The 18562-nt window shown below is 53.0% G+C and carries 18 protein-coding genes; 15 read left to right on the forward strand and 3 right to left on the reverse strand.

Annotated features, from left to right (window positions below; all coding sequences use genetic code 11):
* The first annotated feature begins 10 nt into the window (after positions 1 to 10).
* Genes TREBR_RS06690 through TREBR_RS13630 form a run of 3 tightly spaced genes read left to right on the forward strand, consistent with a single transcriptional unit; the run spans position 11 to position 3815 of the window.
* Complete coding sequence (locus TREBR_RS06690; protein ID WP_013758438.1) at positions 11 to 1027, forward strand: ABC transporter substrate-binding protein; 1017 nt, start codon at positions 11 to 13, stop codon at positions 1025 to 1027.
* Positions 1024 to 2682, forward strand: a complete 1659-nt coding sequence (locus TREBR_RS06695) for an ABC transporter permease (protein WP_013758439.1) — start codon at positions 1024 to 1026, stop codon at positions 2680 to 2682. The genes TREBR_RS06690 and TREBR_RS06695 overlap by 4 nt, the downstream gene beginning before the upstream one ends.
* Positions 2679 to 3815, forward strand: coding sequence for an ABC transporter ATP-binding protein (locus TREBR_RS13630; RefSeq protein WP_013758440.1), 1137 nt, complete (start codon positions 2679 to 2681; stop codon positions 3813 to 3815). The genes TREBR_RS06695 and TREBR_RS13630 overlap by 4 nt, the downstream gene beginning before the upstream one ends.
* On the opposite strand, the gene TREBR_RS06705 is transcribed toward TREBR_RS13630, so the two are convergent.
* Both TREBR_RS06705 and secA read right to left on the reverse strand, forming a co-directional pair.
* Positions 3790 to 5121 carry a bifunctional folylpolyglutamate synthase/dihydrofolate synthase gene (locus TREBR_RS06705; protein ID WP_013758441.1) on the reverse strand — a complete coding sequence of 444 codons (1332 nt, stop codon included), beginning with the start codon at positions 5119 to 5121 and terminating at the stop codon, positions 3790 to 3792. The two genes, TREBR_RS13630 and TREBR_RS06705, sit on opposite strands and share 26 nt — an antisense overlap.
* A 186-nt stretch (positions 5122 to 5307) precedes the next feature.
* Positions 5308 to 8058 carry a preprotein translocase subunit SecA gene (gene secA, locus TREBR_RS06710; protein WP_013758442.1) on the reverse strand — a complete coding sequence of 917 codons (2751 nt, stop codon included), beginning with the start codon at positions 8056 to 8058 and terminating at the stop codon, positions 5308 to 5310.
* Between the two features lie 63 nt (positions 8059 to 8121).
* Between secA and TREBR_RS06715 the strand changes: the two genes are divergently transcribed.
* From TREBR_RS06715 to TREBR_RS06735, 5 genes are read left to right on the forward strand one after another with little or no spacing between them, the layout of a single operon-like run.
* Complete coding sequence (locus tag TREBR_RS06715; RefSeq protein WP_041610363.1) at positions 8122 to 9354, forward strand: LIC_12708 family protein; 1233 nt, start codon at positions 8122 to 8124, stop codon at positions 9352 to 9354.
* Between the two features lie 2 nt (positions 9355 to 9356).
* Positions 9357 to 9920 (forward strand): hypothetical protein, encoded by a 564-nt coding sequence (locus TREBR_RS06720; RefSeq protein ID WP_013758444.1) that lies wholly within the window; start codon positions 9357 to 9359, stop codon positions 9918 to 9920.
* 38 nt (positions 9921 to 9958) lie between these two features.
* Complete coding sequence (locus tag TREBR_RS06725; RefSeq protein WP_013758445.1) at positions 9959 to 10393, forward strand: hypothetical protein; 435 nt, start codon at positions 9959 to 9961, stop codon at positions 10391 to 10393.
* On the forward strand, positions 10393 to 10800 hold the full coding sequence (locus TREBR_RS06730) for a (deoxy)nucleoside triphosphate pyrophosphohydrolase (RefSeq protein ID WP_013758446.1): 408 nt from the start codon (positions 10393 to 10395) through the stop codon (positions 10798 to 10800). Before TREBR_RS06725 ends, TREBR_RS06730 begins: the two co-directional genes overlap by 1 nt.
* Positions 10797 to 11240 carry a hypothetical protein gene (locus TREBR_RS06735; RefSeq protein WP_013758447.1) on the forward strand — a complete coding sequence of 148 codons (444 nt, stop codon included), beginning with the start codon at positions 10797 to 10799 and terminating at the stop codon, positions 11238 to 11240. The genes TREBR_RS06730 and TREBR_RS06735 overlap by 4 nt, the downstream gene beginning before the upstream one ends.
* A 6-nt stretch (positions 11241 to 11246) precedes the next feature.
* On the opposite strand, the gene TREBR_RS06740 is transcribed toward TREBR_RS06735, so the two are convergent.
* Complete coding sequence (locus tag TREBR_RS06740; RefSeq protein ID WP_013758448.1) at positions 11247 to 11963, reverse strand: queuosine precursor transporter; 717 nt, start codon at positions 11961 to 11963, stop codon at positions 11247 to 11249.
* A 167-nt stretch (positions 11964 to 12130) separates the two neighbouring features.
* Between TREBR_RS06740 and TREBR_RS13635 the strand changes: the two genes are divergently transcribed.
* The 7 genes from TREBR_RS13635 to TREBR_RS06775 are packed head-to-tail and all read left to right on the forward strand — an operon-like array spanning position 12131 to position 18552.
* Positions 12131 to 14134, forward strand: coding sequence for a type II secretion system protein GspD (locus tag TREBR_RS13635; RefSeq protein ID WP_013758449.1), 2004 nt, complete (start codon positions 12131 to 12133; stop codon positions 14132 to 14134).
* Positions 14124 to 15476, forward strand: a complete 1353-nt coding sequence (locus TREBR_RS06750) for a GspE/PulE family protein (RefSeq protein ID WP_013758450.1) — start codon at positions 14124 to 14126, stop codon at positions 15474 to 15476. Before TREBR_RS13635 ends, TREBR_RS06750 begins: the two co-directional genes overlap by 11 nt.
* Positions 15442 to 16395, forward strand: coding sequence for a type II secretion system F family protein (locus TREBR_RS06755; RefSeq protein ID WP_013758451.1), 954 nt, complete (start codon positions 15442 to 15444; stop codon positions 16393 to 16395). Before TREBR_RS06750 ends, TREBR_RS06755 begins: the two co-directional genes overlap by 35 nt.
* Positions 16395 to 16832: a type II secretion system major pseudopilin GspG gene (gspG, locus tag TREBR_RS06760; protein ID WP_013758452.1), complete on the forward strand. Its 438-nt coding sequence runs from the start codon at positions 16395 to 16397 to the stop codon at positions 16830 to 16832. The genes TREBR_RS06755 and gspG overlap by 1 nt, the downstream gene beginning before the upstream one ends.
* Positions 16804 to 17007 carry a hypothetical protein gene (locus TREBR_RS06765; protein WP_013758453.1) on the forward strand — a complete coding sequence of 68 codons (204 nt, stop codon included), beginning with the start codon at positions 16804 to 16806 and terminating at the stop codon, positions 17005 to 17007. The genes gspG and TREBR_RS06765 overlap by 29 nt, the downstream gene beginning before the upstream one ends.
* Positions 16994 to 17326: a hypothetical protein gene (locus TREBR_RS06770; RefSeq protein WP_013758454.1), complete on the forward strand. Its 333-nt coding sequence runs from the start codon at positions 16994 to 16996 to the stop codon at positions 17324 to 17326. The genes TREBR_RS06765 and TREBR_RS06770 overlap by 14 nt, the downstream gene beginning before the upstream one ends.
* Complete coding sequence (locus tag TREBR_RS06775) at positions 17323 to 18552, forward strand: hypothetical protein (RefSeq protein ID WP_013758455.1); 1230 nt, start codon at positions 17323 to 17325, stop codon at positions 18550 to 18552. The genes TREBR_RS06770 and TREBR_RS06775 overlap by 4 nt, the downstream gene beginning before the upstream one ends.
* The last annotated feature ends 10 nt before the right edge of the window (positions 18553 to 18562 follow it).

Below are 18562 nucleotides of genomic sequence, written 5' to 3' on the forward strand. Positions count from 1 at the left end.
AGAGGTTGCCATGAAACGTATAATTTCAGTCTTGCTAAGTTGCATATTCGCTGCCGCCGTCTTTGCGGCGGGAAAAGGCGACGCGGGAAAAAGCCGTACCGGAGGAGAACTGTTCGTTTATTCGGTTATAAACGATGAAGAAACCCGGCTCCTCACCGAATTATTTACGGAACGCACCGGAATACGAGTAACGTATCTGCGTGCGGCTACGGGAGAACTGGTAAACAGGGTCATAGCCGAACGGAAATCGCCGCAGGCGGATGTGTTGCTCGGCGGACCGTCGTCCCTGCATATCGCGGCGGCGGAAAAAGGTGCGCTCTCTCCGTACCGGTCGCCGGTATCCGCTTCGTTTCCGGCGTACACGAAAGATCCCGCCGGAGTGTGGAACGGGTTCTGCGTGCTGACACTCGGTATCGGAATCAATACGGATCGGTTTGAAAAGAAATTTCCGGGCAAGAAGCTGCCCGCCGTATGGGACGACCTGACGGATCCCGATTTTAAGGACGAAATAGTCATGACCGATCCGGCGTCGTCGTCCACGGCGTACCTGTTCGTTCAGAATCAGCTGCAGCGGCTCGGTTACGATGCCGGCTGGGAATATCTGCTCAAACTGTCGCCGCTGGTCGGACAATTTCCGTCGAGCGGCGGCGCGCCGCCCAAATTGGTCGGAACGGGTGAATACGCTATCGGCATCGCGTACGTTCACGCGCTCGCAAAATATAAGGCGCAGGGATTCCCGGTGCAGATTATCGCGCCGCCCCAATCAGCCGGAGAAGTCGACGCGGTATCCGTAATAAAAAACGGACCGAATGAAGCGAACGCCCGCGCGTTCATAGATTTTTTGCTGTCCGAAGAAGCGCAGACGCTGTTCGCATCCCTTTCGTATACGACGCCGGTGAATCCCGCAGTCGCCAGCGTACCGGGCGCCGTTTCCATAGACGATGTCGATTTGCTTCCCTACGATGCGGAACTCGCGGGCAGGCAAAGGGATCAAGTACTCGACCGCTGGCAGAAAACGGTAAAATGATGCGAACGTATCGGCCGGGTTCCGGTCAGCTGCGGCTCTTTCTGCTCTGGACGGCGGTCGCCGGCTTCTGTCTGATTTTTATCGTCTATCCGCTGGCGACTATTGCGTTCGCCGCGGACGGCGCCAGCTGGAAAACCGTCTGTTCCTCGCCGCGCTGGTACGGTGCGGCCGTCAACACACTGTTGTGCACGGTGCTGTCGACCGACTGCGCGACGGTTACCGGATTCATATACGCGTACGCGGTAACGCGGGGAGCCGTGCCGTTCAAACGTTTCTTTTCGTTCATTCCGCTGCTGCATCTGATGACGCCGCCGTTCGTAAGCGGTCTTGCGTTTATTCTCCTGTTCGGCAGGCAGGGCTTCATTACGCAGACCGTACTGCGGCAGGACGTTTCGTTATACGGCTTGCCGGGACTGCTGATCGCGCAGACGTTGTGTTTTTTTCCGGTAGCGTACGTGATACTGAAAGGAACGCTTGAAGGAATTCACGCCTCATTGGAACAAGCCGCGCGCGGAATCGGAGCGGGACCGTTCCGCGTTTTCAGAACCGTAACGCTGCCGCTGTGCCTGCCGGGTCTGGTATCCGCAGCACTGTTCATATCGATTTCCGTTTTAAGCGATTTCGGAAATCCCCTGCTGATCGGAGGCAGATTCCGCATTCTGGCCGTCGAAGTGTACGCACAGCTTTCAGGCTGGGCAAACACGGGAACGAGTGCGGTACTCGGTATTCTGCTGCTGATACCGGCGCTGCTCCTGTTTACCGTGCAGCGCGTACTGCTCGCAAAAAAACGGGATCAGATTGCGACGATCGGCAGCAGAAGCGGGGCCGTTCAGCCGCCGCTCCCGCCGAAACCGGTACGGGCGGCGCTGACGGTATTCTGTTCGTGCATCGCACTGCTGACGCTCGCTCATTTTGCGGCGATTATCATGGGCGCGTTTTCCCACATATGGGGAGTTGACGCTTCTTTTACCACGGAACATCTGGCGAACGCAATCCGCTTCAAGCGGGAATTGTGGAACAGTCTCCGTTTTGCAGCAGTCGCCGCGGGGTGTACCGCGGTATTGTCGTCGGTGAGCGCGTTTATCGTATCACGAACGCACCTGCCGTTCGGCAAACTGCTCGACACGGCCGTTATGCTCCCGGCGGCGATTCCCGGTTCGCTCGTCGGCTTGGCGTTCGTTCTGGCGTTCAACGGGCCGATCAAGCTGACGGGAACGCGGACGATTATCGTCGTCGCCCTGATCGTATCGTACGTACCGATCGGGTATCGTATTATGACGTCGACGTTCGCCCAAATACGCCGCACCCTCGACGACGGCGCGCGGTCTTTGGGTGCTTCCCGCATCGGCGTTTTTACCGATATCCTGTTTCCGCTTTCATTCCGGGGATTCTGCGCCGCGTTCGTATTCTGCTTCGTTCAGGCGACGGGTACGCTCAGCACGGTTATTTTTCTCGTTTCATTCAAAACGCCGCTGACGTCGGTTACGATTTTGAATCTGGCCGATCAGGGCGATTGGGGAGAAGCGGCGGCGCTCGCCTTGATACTGACAGTCGCCGCGTTCGGTACGCTCGCAATCGCTTCCGCGGTGCTTGCCGGCAAAAGAAAAACGCCGAGTCGTTTTTCTTTCTCATTTTTCGATACGGAGCGGTTATGATTTTAAAAGAAGATGCTGCGGACGTTGAAATAAGTGCAGTTACCAAGCGTTACGGCAGCGTGGCGGCGGTGGAAAACGTATCGATTTCCGCAGCGCACGGAAGCTTCACGACGCTGCTCGGACCGTCCGGCTGCGGCAAAACGACGCTGCTGCGGATGATCGCAGGCTTTTTGGAACCCGATTCCGGTTCCGTAAAAATATGCGGACAGGATCAATCCGGTATTCCGCCCGAAAAACGGGCAGTCGGCATGGTATTTCAGGATTACGCGCTTTTTCCCCATATGACCGTAAGAGCGAATCTGGCATACGGCTTAAAAGTGCGCAAAATACGGAAAGACGAGCGGGAACGGCGGATTGCGGAAACGGCGCGAACGCTCGCTCTCACGAACGAATTGGACAGATATCCGCACGAACTGAGCGGCGGTCAGCAGCAGCGCGTCGCCGTCGGACGGGTAATCGTCTTGAAACCGCGCATATTACTGCTGGACGAACCGTTGAGCAATCTGGACGCCAAGCTGCGTAACCGAGTCCGCGACGAACTGAAAGATCTGCAGCAGCAGCTCGGCATCACCACCATATACGTAACGCACGATCAGACGGAAGCGCTCGCGCTGTCGGATTCGATCGCCGTTATGAATCACGGAAAACTGGAGCAGCAGGGAAGTCCCGCCGACATTTATACGAAACCGGCGACGCGTTTTACGGCCGATTTTATCGGCGAAGCGAATTTCATCACCGACTCACGGGGAACAGTCTGCGTTGTCAGACCGGAACAGATTTCCCTTACGGTATCGGAAGACGGCGATAATGGGGAAGAAAACGGGTCTATACCGACGCTGCCGGAAACGGTGCAAGCCGTCGTAACCGGCTCGTATTACTTCGGCGCTACGGTCAGATATAAACTGCGTCCGCTGCCGATACACAAGCCGCTGCCGGGCGGCGGCGGCATCGGTACGCAAACGGCCGACAGTGCGCAAACGGGCACCGGTATGCAAGACACTGCCGGTACGCAAACGGCCGCCGCATTGCCCGATCGGCTGATTGCCGACGTACCGTGCAGCTCGGTTCATCGGTTCATTCCGACGGGAACCGTCGTCCGCGTCGGATTTACCGGAGCGGCGCCGCTTTCTTGACTTCGGCAAGCAGGTAAAACGAGCCGGTGATCAATAGCGGCGCACGGCATTCCTCGGCGCGGGAGCGGGCGGTACGAATCGCTTCGGCGTAATCGGGAATGAACTCGTACGAAAGACCGGCGGCGGAAAATGCCTTGCACAAACGGTCGGGATCCGACTGTTTATGGTCGCCGGGGCGGGTGAGCGTGATATGCTCAAAACCGCGGAACAGCGGCGCTAGGGACGCGACGTCCTTATCCGCCGCACACGCAAACAGCAGCTGCGGCGGCGTTCCGCCGAACAAACCGAGCGCGCCGAACGTTTCAAGTGTGAACATAATACTGCGAACCGTGTGTGCGCCGTCGAGAATAACCGGATACGCCGGGTTTCCGGTCACCTCGAAGCGTCCCGGCAGTACGGCTTGCGACAAGCCGTACTCTATCAGCGACTCGTCCATATCAGGATACACCGTTTTAACCGCCGCCGCCGCAAGCGCCGCGTTGATTGCCTGAAACGAACCCGACAACCGTAACGTCGTTCTGATCGGACGTGAAAAAAGCGGCGCATCAAACCGGACGTTCATTCCGCCGGAAACGAATTCATGCGTGCAGTCAGTCAGTATGTCGTCAAGAAACATCACGGCGGCACCGGCTTCGGCCGCTTTTTGCTCGAAAACGGCTCTGACACCCGGAGTTTGCGGCGCTATGCAAACCGGCACGCCCGGTTTTATGATACCGGCTTTTTCCGCCGCAATCAGTTCGACCGTATTTCCCAAAAACTCCGTATGTTCCAGCTCTATCGGCGTAATGACACACACATCCGGATCGAGCACGTTCGTTGCATCGAGACGCCCGCCCAATCCGGTTTCAAAAACACCCCAATCCGCGTGCTCCCGTCTGAAACAGACGAACGCAAAAAGCGTTACCAATTCAAACCAAGTGATGGGTCTGTTTCCGGGCAGTGTGTCGGGTATTATCGAGTCAACGGAATACATCACTTCTTTTACCGCGGCTTCGTATACGGCGTCGCTCAGCGGCTGTGCGCCGGTTCCTATCCGTTCCGAAAAATCGACGATATGCGGAGACGTGTACAAACCGCATTTGAATCCCGCAGCCCGCAGAATCGAATTGATCATAACCGACACGGAGCCTTTGCCCTTGGAGCCGGCGACGTGAACCGAGCGGCAGGAATTTTCAGGATGATTAAACCTGCGGCACAGAAACTGCATCGTGTCGAGCCAAAAAATATTTTTTTGCGGAAGCCGCTCAAAGTTCAGATAAGATTCAAGCCAGTCCTGAAAGACTGCAAGCGGGGTATTTTCACTCATTCGCCCTTCCTGTAAAAACGGAAAGGCTGTCTATCGGCGGATATTGCCGGACAGCCCTCCGAAAGTTCGTATTGTTGCGCGGCTATCGCCCGCAAAGTCAACGCTTCGCGTTACTATATCGCAGTGTTGCGCGGCTATCGCCCGCAAAGTCAACGCTTCGCGTTACTATATCGCAGTGTTGCGTGGCTATCGCCCGCAACACTGCTTATATTTCTTGCCGGAGCCGCAGGGGCACGGGTCGTTGCGGCCCACTTTGGGCACTGAACGGACAACCGTTACGCTGTCTCCCTGCCGGCGCTGCGCCATAGGCGACGCGTTCGCCGCCTGCCGTGCTGCGTTGCCGTCGAAAGATTCCACGGCGTTGTGCTGTGCGTTCATCTGGCGTATTTGCGGGCTGCGACGGGCAGCCGGCGCGTTCTGCTGTACTTTTACCCGGAAAATTCGGGACGCAATTTCATGACGGATGGAATCGATCATATCGTAGAAGATATTGAACCCATCGATTTTGTATTCGGTCAGCGGATTTTTCGATCCGTAGGAACGCAGATATACGGCTTCGCGCAGACTTTCAAGCTGCTCCAAATGATCGAGCCATTTTTTGTCGATAAGCTGCACGTACTGATACCGGATAAACATGTTCAGGTTTTCTTTGCCTGCAAGCACTTCCTTTTCCGTCAGATCGTTCTGCAGCAACGACAGCGCGTATTCTTTTTCAGTACCCGAATGGGATTGAATATCTTCCGCCGTCAGCTGCAAACCGAACGACTGTTTCAGTTTTTCAACGAAAGAGGCGAGCGCCGTTTCATTTTTCTTTCTGTTTTCCGCCCGATATTCTTCTATATAGTTGTCAAGCATCTCATCCGCCGCGTCCATAACGCGCGCCGGTAGATTTTCGTCTACCAGAATCGCGTCGCGCTGGTCGTAAATGAAATTACGCTGTTCGTTGAGTACGTCGTCGTATTCGAGCAGATGTTTACGGATCTCGAAGTTGCGCTCTTCGACCTTCGTCTGCGCCTTTTCGATACCCTTGTTCAGCCACGGATGAAAAATCGGTTCTCCCGGTTCCATGCCGATGCGCGACATGATGTTTTTCATCCGTTCGCCGCCGAACAGCCGCATAAGATCGTCGTCCATCGAAATGTAGAATTTACTGCGTCCCGGATCGCCTTGACGTCCGGAACGGCCGCGCAGCTGATTGTCTATACGGCGGCTTTCGTGGCGTTCCGTACCGATAACGTACAGACCGCCCAAATTTTTGACTTCTTCATACTCGGAAAGCCACTTTTCCTTTTCGGCTTTATAAGCCGCTTCAAACTGTTCGGACGTTGCAGAAGTTCCCGCACGCTTGCGTGCGCGGAATTCGGGGTTGCCGCCGAGCTTGATATCGGTACCGCGACCGGCCATATTCGTCGCGATCGTAACGGCGCCCTTTGCGCCCGCTTCGGCAATAATGAGCGCTTCACGGGCGTGGTTTTTCGCGTTCAGGACTTCGTGCCGAATCCCTTTTCTGGTAAGCAGGGAAGACAGATGTTCCGATTTTTCAATCGAAACGGTACCAACCAGAATCGGTTGTCCTTTTTTATGACATTCGGCGATTTCCCGGCTCAGCGCTTCCCATTTGTCCGGTTCGTTCAGATAGACTTCGTCGTCTTCGTCGATGCGCGCAACCGGTTTATTCGTCGGAATGACGACGACTTCCAGTCCGTAAATTTTATCGAATTCTACCGCTTCGGTTTCGGCCGTACCGGTCATACCGGACAGTTTGTCGTACATGCGGAAAAAATTCTGGAACGTAATCGTGGCGAGCGTACGGTTGCGCTGCGCGATTTTGATATGCTCTTTCGCTTCAATCGCCTGATGCAGCCCGTCGCCGTAGCGGCGGCCTTCAAGAATACGGCCGGTAAACTCATCGACAATCTGCACCTGACCGTCTTTTACCACGTAATCGACATCGTTTTTATACAGTTTGTGCGCGCGCACGGCTTGGGTAAAATAATGAATGTATTCAAAGTTTTCTTCGTCGAACAAACTGCCGGTAATCAGATTGTGTTTTTGCAGAATCTGTTCAATCCGGTTCATGCCTTCGTCGGTAAACGAGACGCGGCGCGATTTTTCGTCAAGTTTGTAGTCGCCGGTAATCGTTTCGCCCTGCGACTCGTCAGGATAATCGCCGGTAGCCGGATCCTTTTCGGCTTCCGTAAGCTGATCGACGTATTTGTCCACTTCGTGAAACTTAAACGTATCGTCTTCGCCCGCGCCGGAAATGATAAGCGGCGTCCGCGCTTCGTCTATAAGGATAGAGTCTATTTCGTCTACGATACAGAACGAAAACCCGCGCTGCACTTTCTGAGAAATATCGATCTGCATGTTGTCGCGCAGATAATCGAAGCCCAATTCGTTGTTCGTTCCGTACGTGATGTCGCACGCGTAAGCGCGCTTGCGCGCGTCGTTATCCATGCCGGCGATGATGACGCCCACGGTAACGCCCAGATAATCGTACACCGGACGCATCCAGTCGGCGTCGCGTTCGGCAAGATAGTCGTTAACCGTAACGACGTGCACGCCTTTTCCGGTCAGACTGTTCAAATACGCGGCTGCAACCGACATCAGCGTTTTGCCTTCACCGGTTTTCATTTCAACGATGCGTCCCGAATTCAAAACGATGGAACCCATGAGCTGCACGTCGTACGCACGCTCGCCGAGAACCCGTTTTGCCGCTTCGCGCGCCAGTGCGAACGCTTCGGGCAAAATATCGTCAACAGTCTCGCCGTTTGCGAGCCGGTCTTTCAGTATCCGTGTCTGTGCGGGAAAATCTTCTGCGCTAAGAGCCGAAACCCACGCTTCTTTTTCGTTAATTTTGGCAACGACAGGCAACAACTGTTTTACATCACGGTCACGTTTTGAACCGAAGAAAAATGTCATTATTGAATCAAGCATACGTATAATGTACTATTAAATTACCCGCTTGACAAGAGAAATCAAGCACTTTATGCTGTCGGTATGAATAAAACAATTTGCGGTAAAATGCTGATTTCCGCCTTGATCGGCGTGCTCTTTTGTGCCTGTTCGGAATCGAAAGTCGTCATTTCCGTAGATAAAAACACGTTGTTTTCCATCGGATACGGTAATTTTGAAGATGAATTGAATCTTTTTACGCTGTCGGGCGCGGGTCCCGTCAATACCCGATTTGAAATGCGGGACGGTTTTTTCTACGTTTCAAACGCCGAATCGAAAAAAATCATGGATTTGAACTCGTACGGAGATCTGATCGGTTTATATTACAACGCGGATACGAATCCGGCGCCGTCGTTCGCCGCGGGAGACGACGGTGAAGCAGTGCTGACGGCGACGCGCAAAGCGGTCGAATATCCGTTCAACGCGCTCGGTCCGATCACCGTCGATTCGAGAAAATACGTCTACGCGGCGGACAAACTTCCCGCGGAACGGCAGGAACAGGACGTTGCGCACCGGCTGCTGCTGAGCCAGATAGTGCTCCGTTTTTCGAGCGAAGGTACGTTCGTCGATTACATCGGGCAGCAGGGACCGGGAGGAACGCCGTTTCCGTACATAAAGAATCTGTACACGACGAAAAACAACGAACTGATCGTCGTGTGCCAAACGAACGACGGCATCACCGTTTACTGGTTTAACGACGCCGGATATCTGCTTTATACGATTCCGTTCGTAATCGATTCCCTGCCGAATCCGCTCAAGGCGCAAACCGATATGGATATGTTCGTGTCGCTTGAAAAAATCATTCCCGCGTATACCGGGCGGACGCTGTACGTCAAGATCGATTACTATACCAGCACCGTGGACGAAGCGTCCCAAGTCCAGTCGGGCATCGACTACACGGGAACGCTGCTGTATCCGCTCGACGTGGAAACCGGCGAGTACGGCGAACCGCTTTCGATTCCTCCCTACGAAGAGGTCGTTTCCGACGGATTCACGCGGCTGGTATACCCGCTTTCATACGATTTTCTGGGCGTTACGGAAAGCGGCTGGCTGTTTTTCATAATCGCCGACGATACCGGTTACACGGTACAGATGATCCAGAGCAACGGTCAAAAAATCTTAAAGCGTCATTTGGACGTCGACCATTCGGAAATTCTGTACAATACGTTCGCGTTCTCTCCCGAAGGAATCATTTCGGCCCTGTTCGCTAAAAACAGGGCGGCCGACGTCGTCTGGTGGCGTACGGACCTGCTGGTCGACGCCATTTTGAAAGGGTAAGTATGGACAATCGGAACGGTACGGTCGACGGTTACGCAGACGGCGAGGAGCCGCTCGTTTTCCATTACGGAAAACCGGGCGAACGGCTGAAACACGCCGACGAAAGCGTCCGCAATTTTTACGAAGGCAAAGGTCCCCAGCCGCCGAAAGGGCTGTTCAAATCGCTCGTGCAGACGCGGACGTCCCGCTTTATGTTCCTCACCGTTATCGCGTTCACCGTCATCGTGTTCGCACTGCAATTTTTAGGCGGAAATCCGGCGGACGGAACGGTCGGAGGAATTCCGGTTTCGCTCGCGGCGTTTTCGTTTGAAGACACCGTATACGTCAGTATCAAACTTGAAGAAACCCGTACGGGTGAAAACAGTCTCGTTCCGGTTAACGCCGATATCCGGCTGTACGATACGGATAAACAGCTGATTGCAACGGCTGCCGCAGAGGGTTTTTACCGCGGAAAAGAAGAATTTCTGAGGACAACCGCAGCGGATTATGATATAGTATATATTGAAGCTGTTTTGAATACTCCGGACGGTTCGGTAACGCTTACCGCCGGCGTAACGGGAAATTGACACGACGGTAACGGACGGTTACCCGATGAGGAGGATATATGCTTCAGTTTTATTTTTTGTCAGTACTGCTCAACATGGTAACCGGGCTGCTGCTTGTGTTTACCGCAGACAGTACGGAGCAGCAGGACACGCCGCCGCTGCAGGACGGCACGGCCCGCACGCTGACAACGTTTCTCGACGGTAAGAATTTCAGACTGGTGCTCGGCGTACTGACCGTTCTGGTCGGACTGATGAAACTGCTTTCCGTCGTACAGAACGACGTGCCCGTCGTCGGCGATCTGATTCCCGCGGCGGCCGGACTGCTCGGCGGATTCTGCATACTGCTCGAGTATTATATGGCGACGGCAACGGTTGAAATCGTTCCGGCAAAATTCGTAGAAACGGTTTTCATTAAAGGCCGCAAGTTTATCGGTATATTCTGCATCGCGGCAGGATTGGTTCATTTCATTTTTCCGAAAGTACTGTTCCTCTGATGATCAAAGATTCCATCGCGTGCATCGTCGTCCGAAACGATACGGTGCTTATCGGCAAACGGATACGGGAAGGCCAAATGGGCGGCCGCTGGGAATTCCCCGGCGGCAAAGTCGAACCGGGAGAAACGCTCGAACAGGCAGTCGTCAGGGAATTCGCTGAAGAATTTTCGGTGCCGGTATGCGTCGGTGAACTGATTGCCGAAGCCGAATTCACGCACAACGGAACGGCGATCACACTGCACGCGTTTCACGTACATATCGCGGCGGAACCCCCCGCATGGCAGCTTACCGAACACACGGAAATCAAATGGGTGCCGTTCGCTGCGATTCCGTCCCTGCGTTTCGTCGATTCGGATATGCTGATTTATCCGGCCGTACGGGCGTATTTTGAGGGAGCGGCAGAATGAGGGGCGGCTGTCTGAAAACCGGCGGAGGTTCCGCACAAAACGCACATCGTTTGCCGCGCACCGTTCGCTGCGCACCGTTTACCGCATACCGCGCAGCCGTCTGGGGCGCGCTGGCGCTTTGCCTGTGCGTACAATCGTGTTTTTTGAAACCGCAGGACCGCAGCATCAATCTGGAAGCCGTACCCGATATTACGTACGGCGCCGAATGGGCGGTCATTACCGAACCGTACGCTTCGTTCAGAAGCGAGCCGTCGTTCGAGGCTGAAACCGTTACGCACGGCAGACGCGGCGATATCATGAAAGTGCAGGGCAGGCAGCTGTTTTCCGGAGCGAAAAAGCAAACGGTCTGGTATCAGTTTGAAGGCGGCTGGCTTCCGGACGTATCGGTCAACATTTATTCCAACCGGCTGAAAGCGCGCACCGCCTCTGATTCGCTGTAATCAGTATCAGCGGCTCCCCGGAAGCGGGTTATACCGTTCGCCGTAATCGAACGCATCCGCCCGTTCGATTTTTTTGGTAAAACCGACGACGGCGTACGTTACCGGCGTAAATACGATTTCGATCACCGTTTTGAACAGATAATTCGACAACGCCATCACTATCAGAACGTTCGCTTCATATAAACCGGCGAACGCGATAACGACGAACAACGCGCTGTCGAGCAATTCACCCACCAACGTGGACGAAATGGTTCGCATCCACAAGTGTTTTCCGCCGGTTTTCACCTTAACGACGGACAATACGACGGAATTGCTATATTCACCGGCAAAATAACCGATGATACTCGCCGCGGCAATGCGCGGCATCTGCATCAGAATGCCGGCGAACGCTTCCTGCAGCGTCCAGCTGCTTTCGGCCGGTAACAATCCGATAATCCAGATATTGACGGTCATAATGACGAGCATCGCAAATCCCGTCCAAATGACTTTCCGCGACTGTTTGTAACCGTATACTTCAGTCAGCACGTCTCCGAAAATATACGACAGCGGAAAAAGCAGCGTACCGCCGTCGAATACGAACGGCCCCAGCTGCACCATTTTAGATGCCAGAATATTCGACAGGATAAGGACGCCGACGAATATCCCGGTATACACGGGAAGCAGCCGGTTCACGGCAGGGACGGAAGACGCCGTACGGACTTCCGTCTGAAAATCAGATCTCATAAGTACTCCTTGTTTTGGTAAGGCGGGTAGTTGCGACCGCCGTAAATCGCACCTATCATACCCGATACGCAAAATCATGTAAAGCCGTACGAAAAAAGCAAGCCGTAAAAAAAGTTATTGATTTTTTGCCAAAGACAGGTTATCATAAAATTCGGTAAGAGAGTCGTATGCACAAAAAAATTGTTGGCGTTTTATTTTTGCTTGCCTGTATTTCATTATACGCGGAAGCTGATCGTGAAAACTTTGAATTCATCAATCAGAATATATCCGATATCGTATATATTCTGTCCGCCCGAAATCCGGTGCCGATCATAACGGACGATACGGTAACCGGTACCGGTACCTTTTTATTGAATAAAACGGCGACCGGCACTTTTTCGGATATTTTCGACGCGTTTCTCGAATCGAACCGTCTCTACGTTCATAAAACGGAGACGCTGTGGATCGTTTCAAAAGTACTGATAACGGAACGGGACGGCGGAGGGATCAGCGTAGACGCGTACGACGTTACGCCGTCGCAGCTTATCGGTAAAATTGCCGATAAAACCAATCAAACCGTTACGTACGATATATTGCCGGTTCAAAGATTTTCCATTCATATCCCGGATATTTCCGTTGCCGACGCAATCAAACTCGTTCTGAAACCTTACGCCGAATATACCGTTGAGCAAAGTGCCAACGGTATTCACATAAAGCGGCAGCAAAATACCCCCCCCCCCGTTTCATTTGCTAAAAAAGAATGTATCGTCCGGAAAAACGGCATCGTATACGACGTTTCGCTGGAAAACGCTGTAGTTTCCGACATATTCCACGATTTATTTACCATAGCCGAAAAGGAATATTCGAATTTCATTCAGACGGGACTCAAAATAGAAAAACTGCAATTTTCCGGTAAAACGTTTGAAGACGCGCTGCAATTGATTTTGGAACAGATTAACGGAAAATACGTTCTGAGCGAAACCGTTTGGTATCTGCTTCCCGGACAGCAAAACGACACGCTGAAAAACATCCAGTTGAAAAATAAACAGTGGTATACGTTCGCTTTAAAATACCGGCCGATCGCTCAGCTGAAACCGCTTATTCTGACAAGATTTCCTGATATCGAACTGCTGGAGACAGGCGGCTATACGTTCGCTGCGTTCGCCGTTCCGGAAGAAAAAGCCGCGTTGGAATCGTATCTGGCGGAATTGGACCACCGGGTACGCAGCGAGCCGATCATTCTGAAATATATAAAAACGGAAGACTTGTATAAAGCGCTGCCGCCGACGGTTTCCCGGGAAGATCTGACGGACGCCGGAAACGGCGACACGATATTTTTCACCGGACCGCAGGAAAAGAAAGAGGCGTTTCTCAAAGAATTGGCCGTCTTGGACAAACCGAAAAAATCGATACGCTACGACCTGCTGATTTTGCAGTATCAGAAATCTTCAAATTTGTCGTGGGGCATTACGTCTTCGATGAGCCCGCTTTCCCCCGGAAACAAAACGCTCGTAACGGGAGAATTGGGAAATCTGCTTAATTTGAGTTTCGACGCAATAACCGTTTTCGGCTACCTGTTCGCTGCAAGAATAAACGCGGCTTTAAGTAAAAACGAAGCGAACGTTTTTACGGATACGACGCTGTACGGCGTCTCCGGTCAAAAAATAACGTTCAAAAATACGAATACGTTCCGTTATCGGGATTCAAACATAGATCCGCAAACCGGAAAGCCGCTGTATACCGGCATAACGCGGGAAATCATATCCGGTTTGGTACTCGAAATAGACGGCTGGATATCCGGCGACGGCATGGTAACGATGGACGTTACCGCTTCCGTTTCAAAGCGAGGCGTAGACGTTTCTACCAAAACGGGAAATCCGCCTCCGACGTCCGAAAAAATCGTTACGACGCAGGTAAAAGCCCGATCCGGCGAACCGGTCGTATTGAGCGGTCTGACGCAAAACGACAAAACGTTCGTCGAACAAGGCGTTCCGTTCATTTCCCGGATACCCGTTCTCGGCAATTTGTTCAAAAGCAGAGACGAAACGGAAGAAAAAAACGAAATGGTCATCTATTTGGTTCCCCATATTGAAGAAACACAAACCGATTCCCGGGGAACGGACACGCGTAAACGGGCAGCCTATGAAGAACTCGTTTTAAATACGGACACGGCGGTACCGTATGATGAATAAATATCTGCTTCCCGATTTCTGCAACAGAAACCGCGTGATCATATTGGCAAACGAAGAGCACGCGCTGACGATCGGAATGGTACATCCGGAAAATACGGTTCTCCGAAAACGTATCGAACGGTATTTCGGACAGGAAAAAACGATTGCGTTTCGGAAAATTTCGGCGGAAGATTTTGAAGTACGAATGAGCAGATTCTTTGCCGGAGAATACGGATTCGATTCATCCGATACGGACAAAACTGCCGGCGGCGTAACGCCGGATGCAGGCGGTACCGACATATTGACGACGATGGCGACGGATTCACCGATCGTAAATCTTTTAAATAGTATCTTTTTGGAAGGCGTCGCCTGCAGGGCTTCCGACATTCACATAGAATCGGCGGAACAGCTGTCCCGCGTCCGCTACCGAACGGACGGACGGTTACGGACGGCGTTGGTATTGGATACGGATAAAGCGGCCGCGCTTATTTCACGGGTTAAACTGCTCGCCAACTTAAACGTTCTTGAAAAACGCCGGCCGCAGGACGGCCGGCTGCAATTTACCCGTAACGGTCACGATTTGGACGTGCGCATATCGATACTGCCTTCCGTATACGGTGAATCAGCCGTTCTCCGCTTATTGGATACGGGCGCGCGGCCGCTCGTTTTGGACGAACTGGGATTTTCCGTTCCGCATACGGCTCTGATACGGAAGCTGCTTTCAACACCGTACGGGCTCATTCTGGTAACGGGACCAACCGGTTCCGGAAAGACGACGACGCTCGCCGCCTTTCTCGCGGAAATAAACACGCCGGATATAAAAATTATCAGCGTGGAAGATCCGGTCGAATACCGGATTCCCGGTATCCTGCAGATTCAAACCGATGAAAACGCCGATCTCACCTTCGACGTGCTGCTCAAACGGATACTGCGGCACGATCCGGACATTATCATGGTAGGTGAAATCCGCGACGAATCGACCGCCGAACTCGCCGTCAGAATGGCGCTCACCGGCCATCTGGTTTTCGCGACGCTGCATACGAACACGACGGCGGAAACGCCGCTGCGTCTCTGCAATATGGGAATCGCGCCGTATTTGATCGCCGCGGTACTGAAAGGAATTATCGCGCAGCGGCTGTTGCTCAAAAAAAACGGGAAGGGAAGAACCGTCGCCGCCGAAATACTCGCCGTCGATCAGGCCGCAGCGGACATTATCGCCGCAGGCTGCGACCGGAACGCGCTTACGAGGTATCTTCAAGATCGGGAGTTTCTTTTTCTTGAAGACGATATCGAAGAAAAAATCAAAAACGGTATTATAGAGGATGCGTATGCGAACAAATACGTCGATACTTCTCTTTCTTGATATATTGATATCGCTGCTTGAAAGCGGATTGGAACTGCCGGCGGCGCTCGCCGTCGTGAACACGCAAAAACGAACCGCTTTCTATGCGGACGGAATCATACGGGAAATGAAACAGGGAAAACCGTTTTCGCAGTCTTTTGCCGCCGTCTGCTCCGGCCCGCTCAAACGGAATCGATTCACCACCGTATACGTTCCGCTGATACGGGCGGGAGAACTGACCGGTACAGTCCTTCCCGTACTCGTTTTTATCCGCGATGAAATACAGCAGGATACGGATGAACGGAAAAACACTTTGACCGTGCTGCTGTATCCGGCGGCTATCATGCTGTGCGCGCTGATCGGAACCGTATTCCTGTTAACGGCCGGAATCCCGTATCTTGAAAAATCGTTCAGAGTTCTGCCGGAAACGGCTGTTTATATGAAAGACGGAATCCGCCTTTCACTGTGGTTTCTTCTGGGAGCGGGAAGCCTTTGCCTGTTTCTGTATTATTATCTGGAAAAAAAAGAATACGTACCGTACAGGATTTTTTACGTACTCCATTTTCTGTGCGGAAGCGGAATCACCCTTGAAAAAGCATTGCGCCATTGTCTGGGGATGATCCGTGAGAAAAAAGGCAGAAAAGCGCTTCTGAACGTTATCGACGGACTGGCGAACGGAACTCCGCTGGTAAAAGCGTGTGAAGCCGATACGTTTTTCGACGCGGAAATACTGGTCTGGCTGACGGCTGCAGGCGCGGGCGGAAACAGTATCGAAGCGTTCGGAAAAATTACCGCGTGGTATAAAAAACGCAGAACGCAGCGGCACACCGTTTTGCTCCGCTTCACGGAACCGGCAATTATCGTAATCGCCGGAATTTACTTGCTGATTTTAATAGAACACAGCGTACTGCCGCTGCTGACCGAATTCGGAGGTATGTGATGAAACTGAACTCGAAAAACGACGAAGGGTTTACGTTCGTCGAAACGCTCGTAACGCTCGCCATTATTACCATTCTGACGCTGGCCGTCGGTATTTCCGCCGTAAAATACATAGACCGGGCGCGGATAACGTCGTGCAAAACGCAAATCGAAACATTTAAAATGGCGCTGCAGTCGTATTATATCGACTGCGGAAAATATCCGGGAAAAGCGCAGGGACTCGAAGCGTTATGGAAAAAACCGATCGTCAGCCCGATTCCGGCCAACTGGTCGGGACCGTACGTGGACAGTGAAATCCCGACCGATCCGTGGGGAACCCCATACGTATATATCGCACCGGGCGAAAACGGATTACCGTACGAAATACGTTCATACGGCGCAGACGGCAAAGAAGGAGGAGACGGTATCGATGCGGACATCATATCTTGGAAACGATGACGGCGGCGCTTACGCGCTCACGTTGGGGCTTTTATTCGTAATCAGCTTCGTACTCATCGGTGCATCGGTGTATCTTGAGAAATCGCTCGACGCAGCCCGAAAAGAGCAGCAAGCGGTTTTTGCACAGCTCGAATCGGCAAATACGTCGATCGTTACGCACTATGAATCTGATTGAAACGATCGCCGCCGTCATCATCGTGTTTCTTTTCGTCTCCGGCACGCTGCCGCTCGCGCGCTCCGTATGTGATACGGCCGCGGCAATATACGATATCCGCCGGACAACCGCAACCGTGCGTATTACGGCTGACACGTTCAGGGAAACGGTCGCTGCAAACGGAAACCTGCTTGAATGGCAGGAACGGATTTTGACCCTCGATTCTTTGGAACAAATGGAAACGACCGTTTACGGGGAAAACGAATCCTCGCTGATTTTATGCGCGTCGGGAACCGTACGCTCGATCCCGTTCAGCGTTTTGGGAGTACGGAAAAAATGAAACAGCGGTACGAACTGAACGAACGGGAAGCCGAATGGTACGATATCGAATATCCTGAACGGATCAAAACCAAAAAACGGTTACTGCAATACGTCGCGGCGGAACTTGCCGCGCTGCACCCGGGTTTTTCCGAAACGTATATCTGGGATTACCGAATTTACCGAACGGAAAACGTTCAAAAGATCCGCGCGGTCGTCATGGATCGAACCGTATACACGGAATACAGACTCCGCCGCCCGCATACGGTCTATACGACGCCGGAAGACGGAGCGTGCGGAAATTATTTTTGCGCCGCTCGATTTACCGAAACGGGAACGCGCCGTACCGGATACGTGCCGGCGGCGTTACTGGGAGCCGCCGTTTTATGCGCCGTCGCCGTACCGTGTTTTATTCTGTCCGCAAAACCCGAAGCCGCTGCTACCGCCGCATATCCGGTACCCGACAGCCCGCCGGACGCCGCAATCGAAGTGCCGTCGGTGTTCATGCTGTGCAACGAATACGGCGGCGCCGTATTACGGGCGGGAGGCAGGGCGGAGACCGTGCGATACACGCGGTATCCGTTTCCGCAGCTGCAGCTGCGAGTATCGGGGTGCACCCCCGCCGAATTGTACGCGCGGTTCGGCGAGTGCGTTTATTTTTCCGCCGCCGAATTTTCCGAAATAACCTACGCCGCCGCAAAACCAGAATTTTCGGCGGAAGTACGGCTTTCATTCCAGCCGTCCGATTTCGAGTACCGAACGGACACCGACGCGTCCGCGCGCTACGCGCTCCTTGACGAAATACACGCCCAGCTCGAAAAACACAGAGTGAAAATCGTTCACGAACTGGTCGTATCCGAAGAAAACAAATTGCGCGTAACCGCACAATGCCCGTATGCGACTTTGAACGCACTTGCGGAAATCGAACCGTACGTTTCCGATAAAAAACTGCTGATCACCGAACTTGAACTGACAAAAATCCGCGGAACCGATACCGTTTCACTGAATTTTGAATGTATGCCGGCGCTCGATACGGTAACGGACTTTACCCCTTACGAAACGGTTTTGAGTACGATTTTTCCCGCCGACGAGCCGCCGTCCGGAAACGGGAAACCCGAAAAAATCACGCCGAAAGCACAAAACGAGGTTCCCGACAACGCGGCAAAAATCGGCACGGTCAGGAACGGAAAAGACGTAACGGTCTATTATCGTACCGAAGACGGTAAAATCATACGGTTGCGGGAATAACGTAAAAAGG

The sequence above is a fragment of the Treponema brennaborense DSM 12168 genome (assembly GCF_000212415.1).
Taxonomy (GTDB): domain Bacteria; phylum Spirochaetota; class Spirochaetia; order Treponematales; family Treponemataceae; genus Treponema_F; species Treponema_F brennaborense.